A 26,555-nucleotide genomic window follows, 5' to 3' on the forward strand; every position below is an offset into this window, starting at 1 on the left:
GCGAATAAGGTCGCAACCGCAATAGGTGCGCTCATCCAGTGTTTTATGCTCACAGTGTTATCTCCATATTCGTTTTTATTAGCAGCGTTGTGAGGAGCTATTCCAAATAAGAACTGGAGATCTACGATTAATAATATTGCTTAATTGGATAGATGAAATAGTGAGTGAATCTTGTCTTGTTTTAGATCAATTTACACCAGTGATCTCAGTCATGTTTGAATTTATATACCTCTAAAGTGGTAGTTGTTAAGTCATTGTTCTGCAATGCTTTGGGTTTTAACCTTTTTAAAAATAGGGTGATTTAGTTCGCTTTTTGAGCAGGCGTTTCTACCCCTTATGAATAATAGAGGTATTATAAATATAGGTTTAGCGTTGTGGCTTTCCGAAATAAGAATTGATGTCATTTGAAGATCAAAAAAGTATCTTCAGAGGAAATTAATTGTCGCTCAAATAAATAATTGAGAATAGTTATCAATTATTATCGAGCTAAGGAAAGAACAATATGGGCAATATAAAATTGACCATAGAGACAATGCTGAAACTTCTCTTCGTCTTTGCCATCTATGGTTTCTCCATCGCCGCCCATGCGACTTCTTCAGAGCCGATTGAAGGTGCTCAAGCTGAGCGTCATCAAGTCGAGTTGATCCGTGACCGTGACTACAAGTGTCTGCAATGTCATAAGGATGCAAAAGAGACTCTGAACCTTTCGCATGACCCGCAAGCTCTACTCAGCCAAGGGAAGCAACTTAATTGCACCAATTGCCATAGCAACATTGGTCCCGACCATCGTGAGGGCGCGCCTGATGTGATTAAGTTTTCTGCCGCGCAATCGAAAGAGGTACACGACAAAGTGTTCCTTGATCCAAGCATGATTCTTAAAGCCAACAGCCAATGTGTGGATTGCCACGCACCGACACAGCTGAGAGAAATCCACTGGACGCACGATGTGCACGCCAAAAACCTCACTTGTTCAAATTGCCACGATGTACACGCAGCGAAAACCAAAGCGTTGTCGTACGACAGAAAACAACTGATCAAGCAGTGTGTGGATTGTCACTCTGAATTTGCCGTCGAACCTGAACTTGCCAAAGAAGAGGAGAGATAGCATGAAATGTTCGAGAAGAAACTTTTTAGCCGGCAGCGGCGCGTTGATTTTAACTACAGGCGTTGCAGGCACTTCCGTTGTTAGCTCCTCTCTTTATGCCAGCAACCGTGAACAAGCGAAACGCATGGGTATGGTTCATGATGAAAATGCCTGCATTGGCTGTACCGCTTGTACCGATGCTTGTCGCGAAGTAAATAAAGTCCCTGAAGGCGTAACGCGACTTAAAATTCATCGCAGTGAACCGATTGGCGAATTTCCAGATGTGGAATACCAGTTTACTCGCGAATCCTGTCAGCACTGTGATAACCCACCATGTGTGTACGTTTGTCCAACAGACGCTGCATACAAAGATGAAGCGACCGGCATCGTGGATGTGCACAAAGAGAAATGTGTCGGATGTGGTTATTGCCTTGCCGCTTGCCCTTACCAAGTGCGCTTCTTTAATCCAGTCGATCACTCTGCGGATAAATGTAACTTCTGCCGTGATACCAACCTAGCGCAAGGTAAGCAGCCAGCTTGCGTGGAATCTTGCCCAACAAAAGCACTCATCTTTGGTGATTTGAATGACCCAACTAGCGAGGTGAGCAAAGCTATCGAAAGCCATGTTGTCTATCGCGATAAATCGCATTTAGGTACGCAACCTAAACTGTACAAAATTCCGCATAGCAAAGGGGAGGTGTCATCATGAACGGCTTCGAAAGTGCATTCCACTTTGACTCGTTAGTCTGGGATTGGATCATCGCGATTTACTTATTCCTTGCTGGGATGTCAGCGGGTGCGGTGATGATTTCAATCTATTTAAAACGCAAAGTGATTGAAGGTGATCCCGCAAAAAACGGCATCATGAAAGCGATGGCTTGGCTCGCACCATTTGGCATCATTGCTGGGTTGGTAATTTTGATTTTCCATTTAACCAAGCCTTTAGAGTTTTGGAAGATCATGATCTACTACAACCCAACGTCTGTGATGTCGATGGGCGTGATCTTGTTCCAAGTGTACATGATCGTGTTGTTTGTTTGGATTGGCGTTATCTTCCGCCATCAAATCATCAGCTTCTGTGAAGGGAAGTTACCAAGCAAACTGCTGGATTTTGCCGATGGCATTTTGATTAAGGCGGGGAAAGCCAACAACGCCATTGAATTGTTCTTGGGCTTCTTAGCCATCGTACTTGCAGCGTACACTGGCTTTCTATTGTCTGCGTTGAAGACTTATCCAATGCTAAACAATCCAGTACTGCCAATCTTGTTCCTGTTCTCTAGTTTGTCCTCGGGCGCAGCGGCATGCTTGATGTTCGGCATCTTGGTGTTTAAAGAGTCGACCAGCAGCCCAAGTGTATCTTGGGTGCACGGATTTGAACGCCCAGTAGTGTTGTTTGAGTTGTTTGTCTTAGTGACCTTCTTTACTGGATTGATCTTCAGCGGTGGTCAGAACGAAGTCGCGGCTTGGAATGCAATTTCGAGTGGATTCTGGGCTCAATGGTTCTGGGTTGGGGTAGTGTTCATCGGCATGATTACGCCTTTGACTCTCAATTGGTTGACGCCTTCTGAAGTGCGCCACAAAGGCAGTTACGTTTTTGTGGTCACGACGTTGAGCTTGGTTGGCGTACTTATGCTGCGTACTTTCATTCTCTATGCCGGTCAAATGACCGTAGTGTAAGGGGGATAAATGGAAGCTGAGCTAGGGTTCTTCTTACTGATATTGGTGGCTGTAACATCGACTTGTGCATCGTTGCTGCATTGGCTACGTCGTGCTATGGGTAAGAAGGCGACATTGCCGCATCAAGTCGCGATGTCCCACATCATTAGCTTAGCTTCCATCATTTGTTTAGCACTTCTGATCGTCTGCTTCGTGCAAGACAACTTCACGTTGGAATATGTTGTTACGCATTCCAACAGTCAACTTCCCGTGGCGTTCAAAATTGCTGCCGCTTGGGGTGGGCACCAAGGCTCCATGTTGTTTTGGGTCGTCACCTTGAGTTTATGGGCGTCGTTTATTGCATTTAAGTCACCGCTCAACGCCCAATATACTTGTGACTGTTTAGGAATCATGAACGTTCTTATTGCGACATTTGCTTGGTTCACGTTAATGACCTCTAACCCGTTCGAGTATGCCCAAGTATTGGCGTCGGAAGGACGAGATCTAAACCCAATGTTGCAAGATGTTGGGCTTATCATTCATCCACCATTGCTTTATCTCGGTTATGTCGGTTACGCAGCAATATTAGCTTTTGCATTAGCAGCGCTATTGGGTAAACAACCGATGAGCGATTGGTATGTGGTTGCTCGAAGCGCAGCGTTTTTTGCATGGGGAACGCTCACGTTGGGTATCTTGGTGGGATCATGGTGGGCGTACAATGAGCTAGGGTGGGGCGGCTGGTGGTTTTGGGACCCTGTGGAGAACGCTTCTCTACTCCCTTGGCTTACTGGTACTGCTTTGTTGCACAGCGGTGTTGTCGCAACACGTAACAGAGGCGCAATTTGGAGCACCTATGCACTGGCGTTTGCTGCGTTCAACCTAAGCATTTTAGGGACATTCGTGGTGCGCTCTGGCGTGCTGACTTCAGTGCACGCTTTTGCGGTGGACCCAACTAAAGGTTTGGTGCTGCTTGGTGTATTGAGCTTGCTTGTCATCATCACTTTTGGCGTATTGATTTTGCGAGGAGAACAACTCCCTCGCTTCAAACTTCAATCTCTAGCGAGCCGAGCTTACACTGCTTACATCGCAAAAGGGCTGCTGGTTATTGCGACTGCTATCGTTTTTCTTGGCACTTTTTATCCGATGGTTTATCAACTGCTCGGTTTAGGAAACATTTCAGTTGGCGCACCTTATTTTAATAGTCTGATCTTCCCATTAAGCATACTGGCTCTGATTGCCCTAGCTTTCATGCCGCTGCTGAAATGGACAAAAGGCACAGTGCCGAGTGTAAGCGCTGATATTGCGATCAGTATTGCGTTATCTCTTGTCTCTGGGATCGGGTTTATCTTCTTAGTGCACGCACTGCATTTCGAAGTATTGCTAACCATAACGTTGGCTACTTGGGTGATTGTGGCGCATCTCGTTATGCTGTTTCGTTGTTCCAATAAGCGCAAACTCATGCCAATCGTGATGGCACATATCGGTTTTGCGCTGGCGGTGAGTGGAGCTGTATTCAACAGTCACTACTCATATGAACACAATTTACGTGTCGAACCCGGCAGTTCTCAACAAAGGGCGGGGATCACTATCGATTATCATGGTATCGAATGGCTGGTGGGGCCAAACTACACCGCTGAACAAGGACAGATCACCTTGCACTTGGAAGATGGCCGCATGTTCAATTTCAACCCGCAAAAGCGCCATTACCCTGTGCGAGTGATGAATATGACCGAGCCTGCGATTCGTTCACTATGGCATGGCGATTATTACGTGACATTGGGTGACAAAGTCGACACTCATGCTTATGCGATTAAAGTTCAGTACCGAGCAGGTATTTGGTGGATATGGTCTGGTGGGTTATTAGCTGTGTTTGGTGCGCTGTTAACCGGCCTAAAGAAAAAGAGAGAGGCTATCAATGCGATCGAGAAATACGCTTAAACTCGCAGGTCTCGTTTTGGCTGTTGCCGTGTTTACTGTAGTAACTGCGATGGCCTTGTCTGAGCGACCGCATGTTGAATTGTCCCCACAACGAAATTTAGAGACACCTAATTTTCGCTCTACTTCTCTGATCTCTGATGACATGGTTTCTGAGCAGCTGTTCAAAAGCGACGGATATAAATTATTGAATGTTTGGGCATCTTGGTGTGGGGTATGCAAGCGAGAGCATGAAAAGTTACTGCAGTTAGCAGAACTTGGTGTGCCTATTATTGGGCTGAATTATAGAGATCAAAAACAAGCCGCTCGTGAATATTTGAGCTCTAAACGAAATCCATATATTGAAGTAATTAGTGACCCTAATGGAAAGCTCGCTGTGGAGCTAGGTGTTATCGGAACGCCGGAAACTTACTTGATTGATCCAAATGGTCGTATATTGATCAAATATCGTGGAGAGCTAACGGCAGATAAATGGAACGATATATTTTCAGGATACTTGAATGTTTCGATTTAATAATCTTCTCCTCACTTTAATCCTATTTATACTATTTTCTCCTTTCACGATAAGTGCGGATTTAGAACAGAATGTTGATCTGTTTGAGTTTCATTCTGTTGAAGTGCAACAGCGTGCAACCTCGCTAGCCAAGACATTACGCTGCCCGCAGTGTCAAAACCAAAACCTTGTCGAGTCTAATGCACAGGCGGCCAAAGACCTGAGGTTGAAAGTGTATACGATGGCCAATGAAGGCAGCTCAGATCAAGAAATAAAGGACTATCTAGTTGCTCGTTATGGGAATATTGTTCTGTATCAACCACCATTAAATTATTCCACGGCGCTGTTGTGGATCTTTCCTGTGCTATTTTTGATCTTTTTTGTCTTATATTCGATCCGAATGGTGAAGCGTAATTAATGTGACCGTTATTCCACTATTAAAAATAAATTGTGCACTTAACAAGCAGAATGTTATCATTTTTCCGAATTTATGAAGTTTCCAGTATAAAGAAAATAAAAATTTTGAGCTGGATAAGTAATAAAAGAACGAAATAGGTGCACGCAGTGGATTCAGTTATATTACAACTTAAAAAAGACTTCTATTCGCAGATTCGTGCATTGCAATCACCGAACCTGCCTCAAGCTACTTCAACGCTCGCCGTGTTGACCGACGAGGAAATCCAAGAACTCGAAGCAGTTTGGATTGAACTCGCCGTTTGGAAGCGCAGTCAGACCCATTAAAAGATAGACCAAACGACCTTCTTGAAACCCCAGACAAAATTTGTCTGGGGTTTTTTATTGTAGTTTTTTTTAATTGTTATAATATAACAATTGTTCAGTTGGAGAGTGGTTCTCTTTTGCTGTCTTGAGTGGATAACTGCCCTCAATTGTGATCTCTATATTGCAAAATGCGGTATCAGTCCCCATAGTTGAAGAGCAACGAGTAAATCCCATGAATGCAATAACGAAAACGCATCAAGCGCATCAAGCAATAAATCGAGTGAGTATAGATATGGCGGAAGTACGTGCCAGAGTAGATTTTAAAGTCGGGGCAAAAAGTAACATTGATGCCGAAATTCTGTCTTTCCATGGTCTGAAGACAGACAAAGAGCATGTTGCTATTATCTTTAAACAAGCGGACCAAACTCAGGACATGCCTTTAGTTCGTATGCACTCTGAGTGTTTGACAGGCGATGTGTTCCACTCTTCACGCTGTGACTGTGGTGAGCAACTAGAAGAGACGATCAATCGCATGGGCGAGTCCGGTGGTATCATCTTGTATCTCCGTCAGGAAGGTCGTGGTATTGGTTTGTACAATAAGATCGATGCATACCGCTTACAAAGCCAGGGCATGAACACGTACGAAGCTAACAACCATTTGGGCTTTGATGATGACCTGCGTGATTTCACAGAAGCAGCACAAATGCTAGAAGCTTTAGGCGTGAATAAGATCCGCCTTGTGACGAACAACCCTAAGAAAATCCGTGAGTTATCTGAGTACGGAATTGAAATTGGCGAGGTTGTCAACACCTCTGCACATATCAAAGATGGCAACGAAAATTATCTGAAGGCAAAAGTCTCTCACGGAAAACATGACCTAAAGGTTTAATCCTAAATATAAAACTGACAATAAAGCCTGTGAAAAACCTCATTTTTATGAGGTTTTTTTGTATCTGGAGTTGCAAATAAATTGTAAATTTGTATTATCTCGAGACTAAAGTGCAAATAAGAATAATTAGCACTACCAATACGATAATTGAAAAGCTCAACAAGGATGCTTCAGATGAATGCAAAAAAAGTTTTAGTCCAATCTATTGCTGCATCACTCCTCATTGCCAGTGGTTCTACCGTTGCTGCTACAGTAACTAAACAACAAGTTGTCGAACATTACGCGGACGTTGCCCATGCTGTGTTTGCTGATTCAGTAACAACAGCGAAAGCGCTGGATGTAAAAATCGACGAATTCCTAAAATCACCATCAGCGAAAAAGCTTGAAGAAGTAAAACAAGCTTGGCTCGATTCTCGCGTTCCTTACCAACAGTCTGAAGTTTTCCGTTTTGGTAACGCGATTGTTGATGATTGGGAAGGTCAGCTGAACGCATGGCCACTTGATGAAGGTTTGATTGACTACGTAGCGGCTGATTACCAATACGAATTGGGTAACGAGGGCGCTGCTGCCAACATCATCGCGAACACTAGCCTACAGATCGGTGCTTCTAAACTGGACGTTTCAAAAATTACGCCAGAATTACTAGCAGATTTAAACGAAGTAGGTGGTTCTGAGGCAAACGTTGCATCAGGTTACCACGCGATTGAATTCTTGCTTTGGGGCCAAGACCTAAACGGCACTAACGCAGGCGCAGGTCAACGCGCTTACACTGATTTCGTTGTGGGTTCTGAGTGTACGAATGGCCATTGTGAACGTCGTGGAGAGTACCTAAAAGCAGCCGCTGATCTACTGGTTCAAGACCTTGAGTGGATGGAAAAGCAGTGGTCTGCTGAAGTAAAAGGTAACTACCGTGAAGAGCTACTGAACGACTCAGCGGACAATGGTCTACGTAAGATGCTATTCGGCATGGGTTCTCTTTCTCTAGGTGAGCTAGCGGGTGAGCGCATGAAAGTGGCACTAGAAGCGAACTCAACTGAAGACGAGCACGATTGTTTCTCAGACAACACGCATAATTCTCACTACTACAATGAGCAAGGCATCTACAACGTTTACACAGGTACATACAAAGGTGTAAACGGCAAAGAGCTATCTGGTCCAAGTATTGCTGATCTTGTTGCTCAAAAAGATAAGAAAGCCGCGACCGACATTCAAAAGCAGTTTGATACAACACTTAGCCAAGTTGGTGAGCTAGTGACTTCTGCAGAGAAGAACAACCAGCACTTTGACCAACTTATTGCAGCGGGTAACGCACAGGGCAACGCGCTAGTAAACGACACCATCATGTCGTTGGTAGCACAAACCGGTGCGATTGAGCGCGCGGCAAGCATTGTCGGCATCGACAGCCTAAGCCCTGATACTGCTGACCACGAGTTTTAATAAGAAAACCATAATAAATAAGGGCTCTTTGTGAGCCCTTTTGACGTTTGAGCTCGTTGTTATCACCCTTGTTGTCTATGTAGAGCAATGATATGAAGCCATACCTAATTTCTGCGCTAGCCGCGATCCTTTCTTCTTCTGCCATGGCTTATGATGTTAAGTCTGGTGGCAAAACCAGTGTTAAAAAAGACGGCGCGAATGCCTATTCTCTTCCTGCTGCTAACTTGCCAATGAGCAAACGCCTCGATTTTAGCGTCGGTAACAGCTTTTTCCGCAACCCTTGGGTACAAGCGCCAGCGTCAACAGACGCTCGTGATGGCTTAGGCCCGCTTTTTAACACCAATGGTTGTCAGAATTGTCACATCAAAGACGGTCGTGGTCATCCGCCAGAGAAAGATGATTTACATGCCGTGTCTATGTTAGTGCGCTTAAGCATTCCTGCGATGACGCCAGAACAAAAGAAAGCTTACATCAAAGATGGCGGCATACCTGAGCCGACTTATGGTGGCCAGCTTCAAGATTTCGCCCTGCAAGATCAAACGCCAGAAGGCAAAATCGAAATCACTTACACCGATGTCCCAGTGAAATTTAAAGACGGTACGACGGTGACGCTAAGAAAACCTCATTTGAACATTACCGATCTGGGTTACGGCGATATGCACCCTGATACCGAGTTCTCAGCACGCGTGGCACCGCCAATGATCGGCCTTGGTTTGTTAGAGAGTATTCCCGACGAAACGCTACTTGCTTGGGCTGATGAACAAGATGCCGACAAAGACGGTATCTCAGGCAAAGTCAATAAGGTGTGGGATATTGAGAAGGACGACTTCTCGATTGGTCGTTTTGGCTGGAAAGCAGGACAACCGACGCTAATGCAGCAAAATGCAGCAGCATTTAATGGTGATGTGGGTCTTACGAGCCATTTATTCCCAAATGAAAACTGTACCTCGAAACAAAGCATTTGTGACGACATGCCAAATGGCGGCAAACCAGAAGTGAGTGAAAATATTCTTGACTTCGTAGAGTTTTACAGCCAGCACTTAGCTGTACCTATTCGCCGTAATGTCAATGGCCCTAACGTGAAACTTGGTCAGCAAATCTTTGCTGCGTCTGGCTGTGAAAGCTGCCACAAGACCAGTGTTAAAACGGCGAAACGACCAGAGTTACCAGCGCTTTCTGAGCAGCTTATCCACCCATACACCGACATGCTTTTGCATGACATGGGTGAAGGCTTAGCCGATAACCGTCCGGAATATCAAGCAAACGGCCGCGAGTGGCGAACAGCACCGCTATGGGGCATTGGTTATACCGAAGAAGTAAACGGACACACTTACTTTCTACATGATGGCCGCGCTCGTAACCTGATGGAAGCTGTGTTGTGGCACGGCGGCGAAGCTGAAACGGCGAAACAAAACGTCTTAGCACTGAACAAAAAAGAACGTGACGCATTGATTGCGTTTCTGAATTCTCTATAAGGAAGCAACCATGAAAAAAACACTATTAGTGAGTGCGATTGCCGCAACGTTAAGTTTGGTTGGTTGCCAATCGACCATCGGTTCGAGCTCTGCCAAGCCTGAGAGTACAAGTCATATTTCTCAAAGCGTGTACGAGGTCGAGTTTCAATCAGCTCAGACGTTTTTAGCGCAAACCACAGAACTTGAACAGCGCTTCGCGGATTACTGCGCATCAGAGTCGAAAGATGATGCACAAGTAAAACAGCAGTGGCATCAAACTATGCTTGCGTGGATGGCATTACAAGGTCAAGAACGTGGCCCTGCTACGGCATTGGAGCAAAGCTGGAATGTTCAGTTTTGGCCAGATAAAAAGAACACTACTGGTCGTAAAATGTCTATATTGACGAAATCTGACCAAGCTTGGAGTGCAGAAGATATCTCCACCCAAAGTGTCACCGTGCAAGGTTTAGGGGCTCTGGAATGGCTGCTTTACGATAAAGCGTCGACCTTATCTAGCAACAGCAATACTTGTGTGACAGGCGTAGCGATTGCAGAAAACCTCGATAACAAAGCGCAGATCATCGCGGATTCTTGGGCAGAGAACCCTTGGAAATCGCTAGAGATGACGGAATGGGAGTCTGAGTACATTTCACTGCTCTCGAATCAGCTTGAATACAGCATGAAGAAGTTGAGCCGACCGCTAGCGAAGATTGGTAAGCCTCGCCCGTATTTCTCAGAGTCATGGCGTTCAGAAACTTCGCTTTCAAACCTAAAAGCCAACCTTCAAGGGATGGAAGCGTTGTACTTTGCTAACGGAAATGGTTTAGATGCGTTATTAAGAGAGCAAGGCCATGCAGATCTCGCAGACCGTGTTGTTCATCAGTTTGAAATGGCGTTAGAAACTTGGCCAGAAGATAAGAGCTTGTTTGCTGCGCTACAAACAAAAGAAGGCTATCGCATGGTGCTCTCTCAATACAATAAGCTAGAGCAATTGAAGTACCTGATTCACGAAGAAGTGGCGATCGAGCTTGGCGTAGTTATAGGATTTAATGCAACCGATGGTGACTGATCAAACCCGCCGAACTTTGCTGAAAGCCGCTCTATTCGGGGCGGCTATACCTATGATGCCATTTGGTTGTTCTTCAACAAGCTCACGTGAGCCTGCGTTGATCGGCTGCTCTATCATTGGCCGAGATAAATATGCAGCGGTGGTGGCGGATGAGCATGGTATGCCGCTATCTTCATTGCCGATTCCTGAGCGTGGTCACGGTGTGGCAACAAACCAACAAGGCCACGCCGTAGTTTTTGGTCGTCGACCTGGTACTTTCTTCATGGTGTTTGATTATCGCTCAGAGCAGATGATCAAACTGCAACTAGCAACGCCAAATCGTCATTTTTATGGACATGGTGTTTACTCCCATGATGGCACGTTGCTATTTGCCACAGAAGGGGAGAGGGGGACAAGCCGCGGGATCATTGGTGTTTATGATGTGCAGAAGCAATATCAAAAGATTGATGAGTTAACGGGTTTTGGCCTTGGCCCTCATGAAGTGATCATGATGCCTGATGGTGTATTGGCGATTGGCGTCGGTGGCGTACACACTAACGGTCGTGAACCTCTCAATCTTGATAGCATGAAACCCAGCCTGAGTTACCTTTCACAGAAGGGTGAGCTACTGGATCAAGTGTCTTTACCGGATCATAAGTTGAGCATTCGCCATTTAGCCCATGATGGTGCGGAAACCGTGCTTTGTGGTCAGCAATATCGTGGTGAGCCGGACGAGTATCCAGCCTTGATCGCCATGCACACGCGTGGTGGTGAGATGCAAGATCTACAAGCTGAGCCTGAAGAGTGGGCGCGGTTCAATCACTACGTTGCGAGTATTGCAGCAACCGATGAATGGATCTTAGCCACTTCGCCTCCAGGCAGTTGTTATGGTATATGGTCTAAGTCTACTGGCAAATTGGTAGAGCTAAGTGCGTTACCAGACGCTTCTGGTGTTGTGATCTACGGTGATGAATTCCGAGTCAGCTCTGGGGCGGGAAAAGTGGTAGAGCAAAGACCAGAGGAGTCAAAAAGTACCTTCGCAAGCGGAGTGCAATGGGACAACCATTGGTCGAGAATTATCTAGAAAGATCATTGAGTAATTACTTATAGAGAGTTTTGTTGTCGTTTTCGGCATCAGATTCTTAATTTTAAACCTGCAAGCTGTGAGATATTTGCCATACTTTTTATTATGGCAAGTAGCGCAAGGATCATTTCAGTGTTTGCTAGGGTTTTAATCATGACGGCACTTCTGGTGCCGTTTTGCAGCTTTTCCACCGTCGTTTCTCTCGAAGCTTCAGCGCAAGTCGAGCAAGAGGGAGCGGTACAAAAGCTGTCTGTAGAAAAAATGATCCATTATCCAGAGGTGATTGATCAACTGTATCAAAGCACCAATTACCGTTTGAACTGGGAAAATGAAAGTGATATTGAGCAGTTTCTTTTTCAAGTAAACCTGGTTGCACTTGCGGATGTCACCGATGAATTCGAAAATCAACTTCACCGGATAAACCAAGTAAGGTGGCAGGGAGATAATCTCGACTTCGATTTAGTGATGACAGATTCACTCTTGATGTACCTTAGTTATCTTGAGCAACTCCCCGAAGAAGGGATTAATTGGCTATTTACAGACAAAGCCCATGTTACGTTACCCGCTCCTAGCATCGATACTTTATCGGTTCTGAGTAATGAGATTACGGTTGGCAAACTTGGTCAGTTTTTGGCAAGTCTCCGGTCTCCATTACAAACAGATGATGCTTTCTACTCCGCCTATTCTTCGCTATCGGAACATTCTCAGTACCAATATCCTGCCTATCAACAAACTGGGCTAGCACGTGTTGGCGATATATTGGAAAACAGACCCCTATTGATTGAGCGAATGGAGATCGTAGGCGTAGATGTTTCTTACTTGGATTTAGTCACTGAAGAATATGACGAACAATTAGAGCTTGCGATAAAAGAGTTCCAGCGTATTCATGGTTTGAAAGAAGATGGCGTTATCGGCCCGAATACCATTCGATGGATCAACTTTTCTCCTCAAGAGCGATTGCATCTGCTGGCGTTGAATTCTGAGCGTTCAAGAATTTGGTCGAAAGAAAGGGATAATGTTGTCTTTGTTAACGTGCCTGGATACGAAGTCACGTATTGGCATGACGGTCAACCCTTGTTTGAGTCTAAAGTTGTGGTAGGGAGAGCATCAAGAAAAACGCCCATCATGTCGGTAGCACTGGATTCAGTCATTCTCAACCCAACTTGGAACGTGCCTTGGACTATCATGGTTAAAGACATTATTCCTAAAGTAAAACGTAATCCGATGTATTTGATTAACCATAACATTCAAATCATTCGGTCTTGGACTTCGAACGAAATTATTGACCCTACAACCATCAATTGGGCAACGGTGAATCCGAGAACATTTCCTTATCGTATGCGACAGGCGTCGGGCTTACAAAATGCACTGGGATTGTACAAGTTCAATATGCCTAACCCACAAGCTATTTATTTGCATGACACGCCAAGTAAGAACTTGTTTGAACAGGACAGACGCGCATTCAGCTCAGGATGTGTTCGTGTAGAACATGCAGACCAGTTAGCAGAACTTCTGTTCAAAACTCAGGGGTTGGAAGAACGTTTAGCGAAAAAGCGAGAAAGTTCTCGTCGGTCTAACACGTCAGTTCCTTTGGGAGAGCGCATTCAAGTACACATCATTTATCAAACAGCATGGTTGGAAGAGGGAACGCTTTACTACCGTGATGATATCTATAAGTACGATCACCGCAGTTGAAATCTTTAAGGAAAATTTACAAAACGAAGAATTCTCTTTTCGTTCAATAATTAAGCAATAATTGCTGCATCTGAAAATCAAGATGGAGCGTTTTATGCATTTGACGTGACAAATGTGTTTGGTTAATGTCCACGACTTGTCTAGTTGTTGAGCACTGTATTTTGAAATGGTAAGTCGTAACTTTTCCCGCCGAGATTTCCTTAAAATGACCGCTGGTGGTGTGGTGTTGGCGTCTGCCCTGCCATCATTTTCTTGGGCTTCACTCCCTGACGAGCCACGTGCGCTGGCGATGAACAATCTTAATACTGGAGAGATCCTCGAAACATGCTATTTCGATGGAAAACGATACATTAATGATGAACTTCAAAGGCTGAATGAGTTTTGTCGAGACCATCGACGAAATGAGGTTCATCCCATGGATAGACGCTTGTTCGATCAAATAAGTCAAATTCAAAAGTTAATTGGTACAGAAGCAGAGGTGATCGTCATTTCAGGTTACCGTTCTCCTGCCACTAACGCCTCGCTGCGCAACGGGTCTTCTCGTGTAGCGAAAAAGAGCATGCACATGGAAGGAAAGGCCATTGATTTCCGTTTAGACGGCGTGAAGCTTTCAACGGTTCGTGATGCTGCATTAAGCCTAAAAGCCGGTGGCGTGGGTTATTATCCAGGCAGTAACTTTGTTCATATCGATACGGGTGCTGTTCGTTCCTGGTAGTGCCAGTTGAGACAAGGTTTCTAGTCTCAGAACGTCGTCGATTACCCACAGTTCAAAGCTTGAAGTCGCTAGGCCTTAGTGTCATAGTTGCGGCAGTTTTCACGCAAATTTATTCGGTATAGGTTATCTATGGCTCTGAAATACCAAGTTGTTCCAGTAACATCTTTCTCTCAAAACTGTTCTATTGTCTGGTGTGACGAAACCATGAAAGGCATTGTGGTTGACCCAGGCGGCGATGAAAAGCAGCTCGCTATGCTTATCAAAGAGCTGGGTGTTGACGTGGTAAACCTAGTGCTAACTCACGGTCACTTGGACCACGTAGGTGGCACGGAGCCGCTGTCTGCACTGCTTGGCGGTACAGAGATTGTTGGTCCTCACAAGGCAGATAACTTCTGGTTGCAAGGTTTGGAAGGTCAGAGCCAAATGTTTGGTTTCCCACTGACAGAAGCGTTTGAACCGCACCAATGGCTAAATGAGGGTGACACTGTCACTTTTGGTAATCAAGTGCTGAACGTATTCCACACACCTGGTCATACACCTGGTCACGTTGTGCTTTACAGTGAAGAAGCGCGTTTAGCGTTTGTGGGTGACGTTTTGTTTAACGGTAGCATTGGTCGAACTGACTTCCCACAAGGCGATTTCAATACGTTGATTAGCTCTATCAAAGAGAAATTGTGGCCTTTAGGCAATGATGTCACGTTTGTCCCTGGTCACGGCCCTCAATCGACTTTCGGTCATGAGCGTAAAACTAACCCGTTCGTTGCTGACGAGATGCCGCTTTACTAAAAGTGCGTGTACTAAGCATTATTCTGGCTCGGCGGCAGCTAAGTATCGCCGAGTCAGTCCCACAAAATCCTCAGCCTCACGATCTAGATCACTTGCTGATATAAATAGATCGTAGCCATAAAAGCCTCTCTGATACTTCATCCGGTTGGCGAGCATCGCTAACAAACCTTTGTACTCAATCCCATCTCTGTTTATATACGGTTTAGGGTCAAGCACCATATCCTCAAACTTATCTTCACACTGATTTTGTTTCGCGCCTAAGTAAAGCAGTGCTCGCTGGCTGAGGAGAATTTCTGTCGCTATACGAGGGCAGATTGAATTTAAGTAGGGTGAGTAGTGTTTTAGACGAATACCGATCCAAGGTAGCGGTTGGTGCCACCCTTCCTGTTGGTAGCTACAAATACCGATTGACTCAATATTTCGCCATCGGACGACCCAACCTCCTTTAAGAAGGTGTTGCTGAAAGTGAGAAGCTGTCAGCGTAAAAGTGACTTGGCTTTTCTTAATCATCAAGATGGCGAAACCAACGATTGCAGACATCAAAATGACCGACAACATGGCTTGCTTCCATCCCGGAGAAATGGCAACCAAAAACAAAGTGATGAGTGCAACGAGCAACAAAAGTATTCTGTTGATAGGGGAGTCGGGTTTGAAATGTGAATTTGTTAGGTGCAGCGTTTCCATGCTTATAACCTCATCGAATACTTGTCCAAAAATAAGTGGGTAGCTTTATGTGCATTGATTTGCATTTAAAATAAAACAAACCTCTGTTTTTATACCCAGTATTCAATAAATCCGTTCATAAAATATCTGATTAAATAGTAGACGTTCTATGCTTTGAGCGCATTTTTCATCGCGTTTCGCCGCTAAAACCTACAAATTGCTTGTGAATTTTGGTATAAAACGCGCTTCAAATTTTCATCCCTGCTGAGATGCAGTGAACTGGAGAAATATTCAATGAGACTTGCTCATAAGCGTAAAGTGCAGATGAAACTGCAAAAACGCATTAAAGCGACAGTAGCAAACTTAGCTGCAGCACCTAAAGCAGTGAAGCCTGTTGCGGAAAAAGCAGTAGCACCTTCTGTTGCTGAAAAAGCTGTTGCGGAGAAAGTAGTAGCTGATAAAAAAGTAGCTGCAGTGAAAACAGTTGATGTTGCCCTTACTCCTAAGCAACAACAAGTATTAGACATCGTTATGGCGAATGCTGAAGGTATTAACCCTAAAGGCATCGGTCTAGCTGCAGGTCAAGAAGATACTAAAGCGGCATCATGGGCTACTGGCGCACTAAAGAAGCTTCTTGAAGAAAACCTAGTTCAAAAAGAGCAGTTAGCAGGTAACAAAGTTATCTACAAAGCAGTTTAATTACCGCTACCGTTCTAGATTGAATACCTCGGCCGATGCCGAGGTATTTTTTTATCTTGGTATTGGAAATAATGCATTAAGTACTGACTTTAACACTGCCAATAAGTGGTTTGTCACATTTTCTTAAATACTATGTAAATTTTTTGGCAGAAAAATACGTACGTATTGTCTTTTATTTTTATTCATAGATAAAAATATAATTTATTGATTTTGCTATTAACAGTCTTTTGTCATGACGGTTGTCCTACGTACTTGTACGTAATACCTTAGGCTAATGCCTTATTGATGAATTACTCGCTTCCGTGTTCATGCCCATTTCGCATTAGACAACATTGTTACATCTTTTATACCGAATACAGCCAATCCTAATGAAATGGATGACAACAATAACCTTGGTGATAAAGGACGTGAACGATGAGTCTAATCCAAAAATCTTTAAAACGAGTGCTCAAAACAACCGCTGTCGCTGCCGCGATGGCACTCGCAGCGACTTCTGTAAACGCTGCTGAAAAAGTCTATCGTTTAAAGCTTGCTGAAACTTGGGGGCCTAATTTCCCAATTTTTGGTGATACCACAAAAAACATGGCCAAAATGGCGGAAGAGATGTCCAACGGACGTTTGCAAATCCGCATTGATTCCGCAAACAAGCATAAAGCGCCTTTTGGGGTGTTTGATATGGTTAAGTCGGGTCAGTATGACATGGGTCACTCAGCGTCTTATTACTGGAAGGGTAAGGTTCCAAACACACTTTACTTCACTTCTATGCCCTTCGGTATGTTGCCAACTGAGCAGTATGCATGGTTTTACTACGGCGGTGGTATGGAGCTGATGGAAAAAGTGTACTCTCCACATAACTTGATGTCTTTCCCTGGCGGTAATACCGATACTCAGATGGGCGGGTGGTTCCAAAAAGAGATCAAGTCCGTCGAGGACTTACAGGGTTTGAAAATGCGTATCCCAGGGTTTGCTGGTGAGATTTTGGCTGAGTTAGGTGCCAAGCCAACGAATATCGCCCCTGGTGAGCTATATACTTCTCTAGAGCGTCGCACGATTGATGCCTTGGAATGGGTTGGTCCATCGCTGGATCTACGTATGGGCTTCCACAAAATCGCGCCTTACTACTACACAGGTTGGCATGAGCCAGCGACTGAGCTTCAGTTCCTCGTTAACAAGCGTACCTGGAATCGTTTACCTGATGATCTAAAAGCGATTTTGCAAGTAGCCATGAAAACGGCCGCTTACGATATGTACACGCAATCGAAACACGAAAGCGGCAAAAACTGGGCATCTATTAAGTCTGAATACCCAAATGTTGAAGTAAAAGATTTCCCACCTGAAGTAGTAGCTGCGTTGCGAGAAGCAAACGATCGTTTGTTGAAAGAACATGCAGAAAAAGATGCTTTGGCGAAAGAGATTCAAGAGTCGCAAGCGAACTATATGAATCAAGTTCGACCATGGTCAGATATTTCGCACCGAGCGTACTTAAACAGTCAAGCTCAACAATAACGTTATGAAGCAGGCGATGCCGAGAGGTTTAGCCTGCTATCGAAGCCCAAGAAAACTTCATAATGAATGCTCCGCACCATAGCGGAGCGCATCTAAACGTTCCACGGAGTTCGGAATGAGAAGTCTTATTTATATTGAGCGATTATTTAACCGCTTTAGCGATTTCCTCGGATGGTTATCCAGCATCCTGTTTATTTTGTTGTTAGCAAACGTTGTGTACGACGTTGTCATGCGTTACGTGTTTAATGATGTGTCTATCGCATTCCAAGAAATGGAATGGCATCTATTCTCTGCCGTGTTCTTGCTTGGTGTGCCTTACGCAATTAAGTCCGGTGGCCATGTTCGCGTCGACATTTTTTATGAACGCTTATCTTACAAAGCACAATCCATCATCGACATCATAGGCACACTATTTTTCTTATTCCCTTTTTGCCTACTGGTAGCTTGGTTTGGTATTGATTTCGCCAAGGAAAGTTACGCGTTAGGCGAGACGTCTGGTGACCCAGGTGGCTTACCATATCGTTGGATTATCAAAGCGATGATTCCGCTGTCATTTTTCTTTATGGCGGTGAGTGGTATTGGATTGTTACTTCATTCAATCAACAAAATTGTCAACCCTCATCTCATCTATGCCGGTAATAACGGTAAGTCGTAAAAGGAAGTCATTATGATCGGTATAGTGATGTTTTTTGTTGCGCTCTTTGCGCTTCTATTGGGATTTCCCGTTGCCTTTACTTTTGGTGGTATCGCGCTGATTTTTGGTGTTTGGGCTGAAGGCATCGAGATGTTTGCTTTTATGCCATATCGAATTCAGTCCATTATGGAAAATACGGTGCTAATGGCCGTACCGCTGTTCGTTTTTATGGGGCTAGTGCTACAGAAAACCAAGCTTGCTGAACAGCTACTAGAATCAATGGGGCGTTTGTTCGGTGGCGTTCGCGGTGGTATCGCTATTTCTACCGTGTTAGTTGGCGCATTGCTTGCAGCTTCAACGGGTGTGGTAGGCGCATCAGTTGTTGCGATGGGCTTAATATCTCTTCCTGTGATGCTCAAGTACAATTACGACAAAGGTTTAGCGTGTGGGACTATTTGTGCGTCTGGCACGTTGGGCCAAATTATCCCACCTTCTATCGTGTTGATCTTGTTGGGTGATGTACTTGGCGTACCGGTAGGGGACCTATTTCAAGCTGCGATCTGGCCCGGTATTACACTTGTTGGCGCCTATGTGATCTACATTCTCATCTACGCGAAGTTGAACCCTCAAGCCGCACAGGCGATAGAGCGTGATGAGTCGATCAGTCGTAAACAAGAAGTGCTCACCGCACTGAAAGCTGTATTGCCACCTTTAGCATTGATCATCGTGGTATTGGGCTCCATCTTTGCAGGGATTGCAACACCAACAGAGTCAGCGGCACTGGGCGGTGCAGGTGCGATTATTTTATCGCTATTGTATAAACAGTTTAGTTGGTCGATGATTTATGATGCATCAAAAGAGACAGTTAAGGTAACCGCAATGGTCTTTGCGATCTTACTTGGTGCGACCGCCTTCTCAATGGCATTTACCTACACCGGTGGTGATTATTTAGTTGAAGAGTGGATGTTAGAACTGCCGGGTGAAAAGTGGGGATTCCTTATTATTACCATGGTGGTGATTCTGATTTTAGGTTTCTTTATCGACTTCGTTGAAATCTGTTTTATCATCGTGCCAATTATTGCGCCAGTCGCTGAATTGATGGGCATTAATATGACGTGGTTTGCGATTCTTATTGCGATGAACTTGCAGACGTCGTTCCTCACACCGCCATTTGGCTTTAGTTTGTTCTATCTAAAAGGTGTCGCTCCAGCAGGGGTTACTACGCGAGATATCTACAAAGGTGTGATGCCGTTCATCGCGATTCAGATTGTTGTGTTGGCGTCTTTGCTGTTTTTCCCAGGTTTTTACGGTATGAGTTAATCACTCGATAATAAAGAGATTTTGTGAACTGAGAGTTTTTACCTTTTGAGACAAGTTGTTAAGCTGTTAATTATGTCTATGCAGACACAATCGATTCGTTTGTACTGCTAAGATAGTAAGCTGTAAAGGCAGCGTTTCATGGAGGGAAGGGATGCCTCTCAAAGCAAAGTTAATTCTGCTGACACTGATACCCGTGGTATTGGTGTCAGCGAGTATCAGCTGGATCTCTATCTATCAAACTAAGACCCTTGGCAAAAGGGAGGTGGAGATCTTTCATCAAAACCTGATCCAATCAAAAGAAGCGGCGCTGAAAGATACGGTCGACGTCGCTTTTGACTCCATTTCTTACATCTACAACGATCCGACTTTAGAAGAGAGTGCTGCCAAAACGCGTGTGAAAGCGATTTTAAATCGTTTGAGTTATGGGTCGGACGGCTATTTTTTTGCTTATGATAAATATGGTACCAACCTTGTACACCCAGTTCTTCCGGAGCTTGTCGGGGAAAACTTACTCTATCTTGAAGACGAAAATGGCGATCGCTTAATCGAAGCTCTATTGTATCAAGCGCAATCCGGTGGTGGATTTCATCAGTACCTGTGGCAAAAGCCATCTACGGGTGAAGTTGTCCCTAAGCTTAGTTACGCTGCATGGCTCGATAAGTGGGAATGGATGATAGGGACTGGGCTGTATATTGAGGATGTAAGCCGAGAAGTCGCCAATATGCGCGCGGCGGTGAACAAAAATATCGAAACGACATTTTTCTCAGTCGTCGTGATCTTAGCGGTGACCGTTGCTGTAATCATTGTTCTCACTCTGGCGATCAATCTGCACGAGCATCGCCTCGCTGATAAGAACCTGAAAGAATTGGCACATAAAACCGTGATGTTCCAAGAAGATGAGAAAAAGCATTTAGCGCGAGAACTGCATGATGGAATCAATCAGTTGTTAGTCTCCAGTAAATGTCATTTAGACTTAATGAGTCATAGACTGGAAGACGAAAAACTCAAATCCCACTTAGATAAATCACAACGATCGCTCGTCACCGCGATAAATGAGGTGCGGCATATTTCTCATCAGCTCCGTCCAAGCGCCCTCGATGATATCGGTTTAGAAGCAGCACTGACGACCTTGCTACAGGATTTTCATTCCCATTCCGGGATTGATATCGAGAGCAATTTCGATACTCAGCAGCACAAACTGACTTCGGAAGTCGCAACGACGCTATATCGCGTCGCTCAGGAGTCTTTGAATAACATTGAAAAACATGCGCGAGCGAAAAAAGTAACGGTTACTTTGCAAAAAATGGGCAATATGCTGCAATTACTCATACGTGATGATGGCGTTGGGTTTGTGGTTAACCAAGCAGTGCACCAACAAGGGATTGGGTTAAGGAATATGCAAGAGCGTGTAGAGTTCATCGGTGGTGAATTTGAGCTAATGAGTGAGCTTGGCTTGGGAACAGAGATTACCGTGCTGCTTAATTTGGATGAAATAGTTTATGGATAAACCGATTAGTGTAGTGATTGTCGATGATCATCAAGTGGTGTTGGATGGCTTCATGGCTCGTTTGGAGTTAGAGCCTGACATCGAAGTGGTGGGTACAGCAAGTAATGGCTTGGAAGCGATAGAGGTCGCAAAGCTCTTGCAACCGGACGTCATATTGATGGATATCAGCATGCCAATAATGAACGGTATTGAAGCGACTGGTGTAATTAAAGAAGCGCGCCCAGAGAGCAAAATACTTATGTTGACCATGCACGATAATCGCGAGTACATCATGAAGGTCATGCAAGCTGGTGCCGTAGGATATATGCTCAAGGAAATCTCGGCCGAGAAAATGGTGCAAGCAATAAAAACGGTGAACCAAGGCTCGACGTACTTCTGTGAATCCGTCACACAAACACTCTTTACCCAAGAAGTGGTGCCTGCCACGCAAAAAACGAATCCTCTCAGCCGCAGGGAAGAAGCGGTACTTAAATTAGTTGCTCAAGGAAACAGCAGCAAGAAAATCGCCACTTTACTCAATATTAGTTATCGAACGGTAGAGACGCATCGCCATAACATTAAGCACAAGTTGGACTTACATTCGACGGCAGAGTTAGCAAAATATGCGTTTGAAACTGGGTTGACTGAGTAGGAGAGTAGTGCCCGCAAAAAGCGAGCACGTGGGAGCGAAACTAATCGGCTTTGGTAATGCTACCAAGCTCTAGCATTGGAGCAACATCGATGTCCTCTGCATTCATCATCGTCGAGATGCGTTGAACGGAAGATAGTAGAAGGGATTGCTCCCATTCTTCCAATTTTTGGAATCGATTAATGAAGTGCTCTTGCAGCGGCGTTGGTGCTTGTTTTAAGGCTTCTTGGCCCTTGCTCGTAAGTACAGCATGCACTTTACGCTTGTCTTGAACACTGCGCTGACGCTCAACAAACTGGCCTCGTTCTAGTCTATCTAGAATGGTCGTTGCGGTCGCTTGGCTCATGTTAGTGTGGCTAGACAACTGTTTAATCGTCACGTTATCTAAGTCATTGATAGCGCGCATCAAAATCAACTGTGGAGCAGTCAATCCAGACTCTTTGCTCAGCTTTTTAGAATGTAAATCAATAGCGCGGATGATCTGACGAATCGAGACCAATACTTCTTCGTACTTTTCCAATTTATTCATCCAGTCTGTAGGGAACATTTATCGAGGCGACACTAACTTAAATGCGCCCTTATTTAAAGGGGGGAAATCAAAAATTACCTCTACAATTTTACGCCGTGTCCTCAATACCATTTTGTCGCGCCTTTTCGACAAAATAAGAAGAGCTAAAATTATTATAGCAATAAATGTTTGTGGTCTAACTATTGTAGTAGTGATTTGTTCTATCAGAGGCCGTAACCACACAGTGAAAAGTAAGTTATTGGATTTTTTAATAGCAAAAAGATAGACAAAAACGTGTCAAATGATAGGATCTTGCGCCTTCACGGAATGCAAAACGTATCGTGTTCGAAAGATTTTTTTGTTTGGTACGTAAAAACACTACAAAAATAGAGAGGAACGATGACAAAGGGTATAGATAAGTACAGTATCGATAGTACCGACTATACGGTAGGTCAGGACAACGTTCAAAAATGGGGTTTTGATGTTCATAACCCAGTTTTTGGTATTAGTGCAGGTTTGATTGCGCTGTTTCTTGTCGCTGCATTAGTTCTAGATGCACATACCGCAAAGACGGCACTTGATGGGCTGAAGTGGAAAATTATTGGTTCATTCGATTGGTTGTTCATTATTGCAGGTAACATTTTCGTTATTTTCTGTTTGGCGCTTATCGTCTCACCAATGGGTAAGATTCGACTAGGTGGTAAAGACGCTGTTGCCGATTACTCGTTTATGTCATGGCTTGCAATGCTATTTGCAGCTGGTATGGGTATCGGTTTAATGTTCTGGAGTGTTGCAGAACCTGTCGCTTACTTCACCGGTTGGTATGAAACGCCACTTGGTGTTGAGGCAAATACACCAGAAGCCGCGAGATTGGCACTGGGTGCAACGATGTTCCACTGGGGCCTTCACCCATGGGCAATTTACGGTGTTGTAGCACTTTCTTTAGCATTCTTTGCCTACAACAAAGGTTTACCGCTATCTATGCGTTCGATCTTCTACCCACTTCTGGGTGATCGTGCATGGGGTTGGGCTGGCCACATTGTGGACATTCTGGCTGTGCTTGCGACTTTATTTGGTCTTGCTACATCCCTAGGTCTAGGTGCGCAGCAAGCAGCAAGTGGTATTCATCACGTATTTGGTGTTGAGCCAGGCCTAGGTCTGCAAATCGTCGTTATTACCGTGGTGACTTTACTTGCTGTTGTTTCAGTCGTACGCGGCATCGATGGTGGTGTTAAAGTCATTAGTAACATCAACATGGTTGTGGCGTTCTTGCTACTTCTCCTTGTTGGTCTTATCGGTTGGGCGGCGAGCCTAGGTTCGATTCCAACCACACTTATGGCATATGTAGAGAATATCATCCCACTAAGTAACCCGTTTGGTCGTACGGACGAAGCTTGGTTCCAAGGCTGGACAGTGTTCTACTGGGCTTGGTGGATTTCATGGTCGCCATTCGTAGGCATGTTCATCGCGCGTGTTTCTCGTGGCCGTACCGTTCGCGAGTTCATCACAGCAGTTCTACTGGTTCCAACTGCGGTTACCGTTGTTTGGATGTCTGTATTTGGTGGCCTGGCGATCGAGCAAGTTGTTGATAAAGTAGGTGAGCTGGGCACAAATGGCTTGACTGACGTATCTCTCGCTATGTTCCAAATGTTTGATGTTCTTCCATTTGGTAGCATGCTTTCTATCATCGCTGTTGTGTTGGTACTTGTGTTCTTCATTACGTCTTCTGACTCTGGTTCACTTGTTATCGACAGTATCACGGCAGGTGGTAAAGTTGATGCACCTGTACTTCAACGTGTCTTCTGGGCATTCATGGAAGGTGCAATTGCGGTTGCTCTGCTATGGATTGGTGGCTCCGAGGCGGTTCAAGCTCTTCAGGCTGGTGCCATTTCTACAGCACTGCCATTTACCTTCATTCTGCTTGCAATGTGTGTGAGCTTATTGATGGGTATGAGAACAGAGCGTCAGTAATTCGGCATTTTATAAAACCGTTTGACTAACAATCAATCAAAAGGCCAGCAATTTGCTGGCTTTTTTTGTGCGGTTTTTATGACGCTCGAGACAAAAAAATGACACATGAAAGTTCATATTTTACAAAGAGTTAATGTGCTATTTTGTTTTTTAAAAATTAGTGAATAGTCGTAAAAAAGTGTGTAATATTCATGCACCTTAACTGTTCTCCCAACTCAAAAAACTATAAATATGAAATTATCATTAAAACAAAAGCTTATAGGCGCAAGCCTTTCTGCTGTTGTTGTGATGGCAACAGCACTTACTTGGTTGTCGGCTGGTCAATTATTTGATCAGACTCGTTCAGGTGTCTATTCACGTGCGCAAAGTCTTAGTACTACTGCGTCAGAGGGAATTTCTGATTGGGTCAATATCCGTAAAGATATTGCCACTGCGTTCAACGACTACTCGACCGAGCAAGACGTTGTTCCTTTCCTACAACAAGCTCGCAAGGCTGGTGGCTTCGATGACATCTTCCTTGGTACACCAAACGGTGATATGTACCGCTCTCATCCGGAGCGTAACCGTGCTGATTATGACCCTCGCACACGTCCTTGGTACAAGGATGCTGATGCAGCGGGTAAGCAAATCATCACAGCCGCATATCAAGACGCAATCACGAATGCACTACTTGTGACCATTGCTGAGCCAGTAATGAAAAATGGTCAGTTTGTTGGTGTTGTTGGTGCGGATGTACTGATCGATCAGCTTATCAGCGATGTGATTAACTTAGATGCAGGTGAAAACGCGCATGCGATGCTAATCGACATGAATGAAGGCACCTTTTTAGCGCATCCAGATAAAAGCTTGACGCTTAAGCCTATCACCAGTGTTCTAAAAGATTTTTCAGAAGAGGCAATTGAGCGTGCCGCCGATGAAGGTCGTATCGAAGATACGGTAATCAAAGGAAAAGAGAAGCTTTACTACTTCAATAAAGTTCCTGGCACGCATTGGATGTTTGCGATTGAAATGGATCGCGCAACAGAAGAAGCAGGTCATGCGGTATTGCTACGAGATCTATTGTTCACTGCTGTGGCGATCACGATTGTGGTTATTCTTGCAGTTTCTTGGCTAGTTGGTTTCTTGTTCCGTGACTTGAACCGCGTATCAAATGCACTGGAAGAAATTGCATCTGGCGAAGGTGACTTAACGCAACGCCTAGAGCCACGCAGTGATGATGAAGTAGGTAAACTGGCGGAAAACTTCAACCGTTTTGTTGGCAACATGCACACAATGGTTACTAAGCTTAGCCACGTATCTTCTGCGCTTTCAGAGCAAGCACGCACGACAGCACAGCAAGCTGAGGAGCGTAGTCAGCGTATCTCTTACCAGCAAGATGAAATCAACATGGTGGCGACGGCCGTGAACGAAATGGCAGCAGCGACACAAGAAATTGCAGGTAATGCTGATAGCACGGCAAGTAACTCAGAAGAAGCGGTTCAAGCTTGTTCACACGGTTCAAGCCAAGTAACTCAAACGCAAGGCTCTATTCAGAACTTAGCGCAAGAAGTTCAAGTTGCTACTGATGTGATTCAAGAGCTAGAAGCACACGGAAATAGCATCAATACGATTCTATCAACGATTCAAGGCATTGCAGAGCAAACGAACCTACTTGCACTTAACGCGGCGATCGAAGCGGCACGTGCAGGTGAGCAAGGCCGTGGTTTTGCTGTGGTTGCAGATGAAGTCCGCGTATTGAGCCAACGTACTCATGCTTCAACGCAAGAGATTCAAGAAACTATCGAGATGCTACAAGGCACAACAGCCAAAGCGGTCGGTATTATGGGTGACAGTCGTCGTCTAGCTGATACCAGTGTTGATGATGCCAATGCGGCTGCAGCGAGCTTGACGCAAATCCACACTGCTGTTGAGCGTATCAGTGATATGGCAACGCAGATTGCTTCAGCAGCAGAAGAGCAAGCATCGGTAACCACTGAGATCACTCGTAACACTGAAGGTATTCGTGATGTGTCTAACGAGCTGTCAGTCGAAGCTCATCAAGCAGCAGAACAAGCTGCTCACCTGTCTGAGCTATCACACGAACTTGAACAAGAGATTCAACGCTTTAAGCTGTAATCTTGTCT

At 44.7% G+C, this 26,555-nt stretch carries 25 protein-coding genes; 23 read left to right on the forward strand and 2 right to left on the reverse strand.

What is annotated here, in order from left to right; translation table 11 throughout:
• Positions 1-502 precede the first annotated feature (502 nt).
• The 15 genes from nrfB to R7041_RS12390 all read left to right on the forward strand — a co-directional run bounded on the left by nrfB (position 503) and on the right by R7041_RS12390 (position 14,996).
• Positions 503-1,105 (forward strand): cytochrome c nitrite reductase pentaheme subunit, encoded by a 603-nt coding sequence (gene nrfB / locus R7041_RS12320; protein ID WP_017820468.1) that lies wholly within the window; start codon positions 503-505, stop codon positions 1,103-1,105.
• Position 1,106: 1 nt separating this feature from the next.
• Complete coding sequence (nrfC, locus tag R7041_RS12325) at positions 1,107-1,793, forward strand: cytochrome c nitrite reductase Fe-S protein (protein ID WP_064368591.1); 687 nt, start codon at positions 1,107-1,109, stop codon at positions 1,791-1,793.
• Positions 1,790-2,761 (forward strand): cytochrome c nitrite reductase subunit NrfD, encoded by a 972-nt coding sequence (nrfD, locus tag R7041_RS12330; RefSeq protein WP_064368590.1) that lies wholly within the window; start codon positions 1,790-1,792, stop codon positions 2,759-2,761. Before nrfC ends, nrfD begins: the two co-directional genes overlap by 4 nt.
• A gap of 9 nt (positions 2,762-2,770) precedes the next feature.
• Positions 2,771-4,678 (forward strand): heme lyase CcmF/NrfE family subunit, encoded by a 1,908-nt coding sequence (locus tag R7041_RS12335; protein ID WP_064368589.1) that lies wholly within the window; start codon positions 2,771-2,773, stop codon positions 4,676-4,678.
• Positions 4,656-5,189 carry a DsbE family thiol:disulfide interchange protein gene (locus tag R7041_RS12340; RefSeq protein ID WP_064368588.1) on the forward strand — a complete coding sequence of 178 codons (534 nt, stop codon included), beginning with the start codon at positions 4,656-4,658 and terminating at the stop codon, positions 5,187-5,189. Before R7041_RS12335 ends, R7041_RS12340 begins: the two co-directional genes overlap by 23 nt.
• Positions 5,176-5,586, forward strand: coding sequence for a heme lyase NrfEFG subunit NrfF (nrfF, locus tag R7041_RS12345; protein ID WP_017636119.1), 411 nt, complete (start codon positions 5,176-5,178; stop codon positions 5,584-5,586). Before R7041_RS12340 ends, nrfF begins: the two co-directional genes overlap by 14 nt.
• A gap of 146 nt (positions 5,587-5,732) precedes the next feature.
• Entirely contained in the window at positions 5,733-5,909 is a 177-nt protein-coding gene (locus R7041_RS12350) for a hypothetical protein (protein WP_064369100.1), read from the forward strand.
• A gap of 271 nt (positions 5,910-6,180) precedes the next feature.
• Positions 6,181-6,777, forward strand: coding sequence for a GTP cyclohydrolase II (locus R7041_RS12355; RefSeq protein ID WP_025767283.1), 597 nt, complete (start codon positions 6,181-6,183; stop codon positions 6,775-6,777).
• Positions 6,778-6,951: 174 nt separating this feature from the next.
• A complete protein-coding gene (locus R7041_RS12360) occupies positions 6,952-8,214 on the forward strand; it encodes an imelysin family protein (RefSeq protein ID WP_064368587.1) in 1,263 nt (420 codons plus the stop codon).
• A gap of 92 nt (positions 8,215-8,306) precedes the next feature.
• Positions 8,307-9,689: a di-heme oxidoredictase family protein gene (locus R7041_RS12365; protein WP_064368586.1), complete on the forward strand. Its 1,383-nt coding sequence runs from the start codon at positions 8,307-8,309 to the stop codon at positions 9,687-9,689.
• Positions 9,690-9,699: 10 nt separating this feature from the next.
• Positions 9,700-10,737, forward strand: a complete 1,038-nt coding sequence (locus R7041_RS12370; RefSeq protein ID WP_064368585.1) for an imelysin family protein — start codon at positions 9,700-9,702, stop codon at positions 10,735-10,737.
• Entirely contained in the window at positions 10,718-11,800 is a 1,083-nt protein-coding gene (locus tag R7041_RS12375) for a DUF1513 domain-containing protein (protein WP_064368584.1), read from the forward strand. Before R7041_RS12370 ends, R7041_RS12375 begins: the two co-directional genes overlap by 20 nt.
• A 153-nt stretch (positions 11,801-11,953) precedes the next feature.
• Positions 11,954-13,495, forward strand: a complete 1,542-nt coding sequence (locus R7041_RS12380) for a L,D-transpeptidase family protein (protein WP_005376852.1) — start codon at positions 11,954-11,956, stop codon at positions 13,493-13,495.
• 166 nt (positions 13,496-13,661) lie between these two features.
• Positions 13,662-14,210, forward strand: coding sequence for a DUF882 domain-containing protein (locus R7041_RS12385; protein ID WP_031778936.1), 549 nt, complete (start codon positions 13,662-13,664; stop codon positions 14,208-14,210).
• Between the two features lie 129 nt (positions 14,211-14,339).
• Entirely contained in the window at positions 14,340-14,996 is a 657-nt protein-coding gene (locus tag R7041_RS12390; RefSeq protein ID WP_005376855.1) for an MBL fold metallo-hydrolase, read from the forward strand.
• A gap of 18 nt (positions 14,997-15,014) precedes the next feature.
• Here R7041_RS12390 and R7041_RS12395 read toward each other — a convergent pair whose 3' ends face one another.
• A complete protein-coding gene (locus tag R7041_RS12395) occupies positions 15,015-15,680 on the reverse strand; it encodes a DUF2982 domain-containing protein (RefSeq protein WP_064368582.1) in 666 nt (221 codons plus the stop codon).
• Between the two features lie 273 nt (positions 15,681-15,953).
• Here R7041_RS12395 and R7041_RS12400 point away from each other — a divergent pair, with 273 nt between their 5' ends.
• From R7041_RS12400 to R7041_RS12425, 6 genes are all read left to right on the forward strand, one after another.
• Positions 15,954-16,358 carry a hypothetical protein gene (locus tag R7041_RS12400; RefSeq protein ID WP_005376863.1) on the forward strand — a complete coding sequence of 135 codons (405 nt, stop codon included), beginning with the start codon at positions 15,954-15,956 and terminating at the stop codon, positions 16,356-16,358.
• Positions 16,359-16,772: 414 nt separating this feature from the next.
• Positions 16,773-17,864, forward strand: coding sequence for a TRAP transporter substrate-binding protein (locus tag R7041_RS12405; protein ID WP_017636112.1), 1,092 nt, complete (start codon positions 16,773-16,775; stop codon positions 17,862-17,864).
• 115 nt (positions 17,865-17,979) lie between these two features.
• Positions 17,980-18,519, forward strand: a complete 540-nt coding sequence (locus tag R7041_RS12410) for a TRAP transporter small permease subunit (RefSeq protein ID WP_005376869.1) — start codon at positions 17,980-17,982, stop codon at positions 18,517-18,519.
• Positions 18,520-18,531: 12 nt separating this feature from the next.
• Positions 18,532-19,818, forward strand: coding sequence for a TRAP transporter large permease (locus R7041_RS12415; RefSeq protein WP_005376871.1), 1,287 nt, complete (start codon positions 18,532-18,534; stop codon positions 19,816-19,818).
• A 151-nt stretch (positions 19,819-19,969) separates the two neighbouring features.
• Complete coding sequence (locus tag R7041_RS12420) at positions 19,970-21,325, forward strand: cache domain-containing protein (RefSeq protein WP_205461184.1); 1,356 nt, start codon at positions 19,970-19,972, stop codon at positions 21,323-21,325.
• Entirely contained in the window at positions 21,318-21,956 is a 639-nt protein-coding gene (locus R7041_RS12425; RefSeq protein ID WP_206949232.1) for a response regulator, read from the forward strand. Before R7041_RS12420 ends, R7041_RS12425 begins: the two co-directional genes overlap by 8 nt.
• 40 nt (positions 21,957-21,996) lie before the next feature.
• On the opposite strand, the gene R7041_RS12430 is transcribed toward R7041_RS12425, so the two are convergent.
• Positions 21,997-22,473, reverse strand: a complete 477-nt coding sequence (locus tag R7041_RS12430) for a MarR family winged helix-turn-helix transcriptional regulator (RefSeq protein ID WP_005376877.1) — start codon at positions 22,471-22,473, stop codon at positions 21,997-21,999.
• A 387-nt stretch (positions 22,474-22,860) separates the two neighbouring features.
• Between R7041_RS12430 and R7041_RS12435 the strand changes: the two genes are divergently transcribed.
• Both R7041_RS12435 and R7041_RS12440 read left to right on the forward strand, forming a co-directional pair.
• Entirely contained in the window at positions 22,861-24,432 is a 1,572-nt protein-coding gene (locus R7041_RS12435; protein ID WP_005376879.1) for a BCCT family transporter, read from the forward strand.
• A gap of 231 nt (positions 24,433-24,663) precedes the next feature.
• Positions 24,664-26,547 (forward strand): methyl-accepting chemotaxis protein, encoded by a 1,884-nt coding sequence (locus R7041_RS12440; RefSeq protein WP_005376880.1) that lies wholly within the window; start codon positions 24,664-24,666, stop codon positions 26,545-26,547.
• The last annotated feature ends 8 nt before the right edge of the window (positions 26,548-26,555 follow it).

Source organism: Vibrio sp. 1751 (genome assembly GCF_033339895.1).
Classification (GTDB): domain Bacteria; phylum Pseudomonadota; class Gammaproteobacteria; order Enterobacterales; family Vibrionaceae; genus Vibrio; species Vibrio alginolyticus.

What these genes read in the sequence shown, in the direction of transcription:
- R7041_RS12390 (WP_005376855.1), top strand. Translation starts at nt 14,340, where the DNA reads ATGGCTCTGAAATACCAAGTTGTTCCAGTAACATCTTTCTCTCAAAAC.
- R7041_RS12440 (WP_005376880.1), top strand. Translation starts at nt 24,664, where the DNA reads ATGAAATTATCATTAAAACAAAAGCTTATAGGCGCAAGCCTTTCTGCT.
- R7041_RS12370 (WP_064368585.1), top strand. Translation starts at nt 9,700, where the DNA reads ATGAAAAAAACACTATTAGTGAGTGCGATTGCCGCAACGTTAAGTTTG.
- nrfB (WP_017820468.1), top strand. Translation starts at nt 503, where the DNA reads ATGGGCAATATAAAATTGACCATAGAGACAATGCTGAAACTTCTCTTC.
- R7041_RS12360 (WP_064368587.1), top strand. Translation starts at nt 6,952, where the DNA reads ATGAATGCAAAAAAAGTTTTAGTCCAATCTATTGCTGCATCACTCCTC.
- R7041_RS12425 (WP_206949232.1), top strand. Translation starts at nt 21,318, where the DNA reads ATGGATAAACCGATTAGTGTAGTGATTGTCGATGATCATCAAGTGGTG.
- R7041_RS12420 (WP_205461184.1), top strand. Translation starts at nt 19,970, where the DNA reads ATGCCTCTCAAAGCAAAGTTAATTCTGCTGACACTGATACCCGTGGTA.
- R7041_RS12365 (WP_064368586.1), top strand. Translation starts at nt 8,307, where the DNA reads ATGAAGCCATACCTAATTTCTGCGCTAGCCGCGATCCTTTCTTCTTCT.
- R7041_RS12435 (WP_005376879.1), top strand. Translation starts at nt 22,861, where the DNA reads ATGACAAAGGGTATAGATAAGTACAGTATCGATAGTACCGACTATACG.
- R7041_RS12340 (WP_064368588.1), top strand. Translation starts at nt 4,656, where the DNA reads ATGCGATCGAGAAATACGCTTAAACTCGCAGGTCTCGTTTTGGCTGTT.
- R7041_RS12335 (WP_064368589.1), top strand. Translation starts at nt 2,771, where the DNA reads ATGGAAGCTGAGCTAGGGTTCTTCTTACTGATATTGGTGGCTGTAACA.
- R7041_RS12375 (WP_064368584.1), top strand. Translation starts at nt 10,718, where the DNA reads ATGCAACCGATGGTGACTGATCAAACCCGCCGAACTTTGCTGAAAGCC.
- R7041_RS12410 (WP_005376869.1), top strand. Translation starts at nt 17,980, where the DNA reads ATGAGAAGTCTTATTTATATTGAGCGATTATTTAACCGCTTTAGCGAT.
- nrfF (WP_017636119.1), top strand. Translation starts at nt 5,176, where the DNA reads ATGTTTCGATTTAATAATCTTCTCCTCACTTTAATCCTATTTATACTA.
- R7041_RS12395 (WP_064368582.1), bottom strand. Translation starts at nt 15,680, where the DNA reads ATGGAAACGCTGCACCTAACAAATTCACATTTCAAACCCGACTCCCCT.
- nrfC (WP_064368591.1), top strand. Translation starts at nt 1,107, where the DNA reads ATGAAATGTTCGAGAAGAAACTTTTTAGCCGGCAGCGGCGCGTTGATT.
- nrfD (WP_064368590.1), top strand. Translation starts at nt 1,790, where the DNA reads ATGAACGGCTTCGAAAGTGCATTCCACTTTGACTCGTTAGTCTGGGAT.
- R7041_RS12415 (WP_005376871.1), top strand. Translation starts at nt 18,532, where the DNA reads ATGATCGGTATAGTGATGTTTTTTGTTGCGCTCTTTGCGCTTCTATTG.
- R7041_RS12355 (WP_025767283.1), top strand. Translation starts at nt 6,181, where the DNA reads ATGGCGGAAGTACGTGCCAGAGTAGATTTTAAAGTCGGGGCAAAAAGT.
- R7041_RS12385 (WP_031778936.1), top strand. Translation starts at nt 13,662, where the DNA reads ATGGTAAGTCGTAACTTTTCCCGCCGAGATTTCCTTAAAATGACCGCT.
- R7041_RS12400 (WP_005376863.1), top strand. Translation starts at nt 15,954, where the DNA reads ATGAGACTTGCTCATAAGCGTAAAGTGCAGATGAAACTGCAAAAACGC.
- R7041_RS12380 (WP_005376852.1), top strand. Translation starts at nt 11,954, where the DNA reads ATGACGGCACTTCTGGTGCCGTTTTGCAGCTTTTCCACCGTCGTTTCT.
- R7041_RS12405 (WP_017636112.1), top strand. Translation starts at nt 16,773, where the DNA reads ATGAGTCTAATCCAAAAATCTTTAAAACGAGTGCTCAAAACAACCGCT.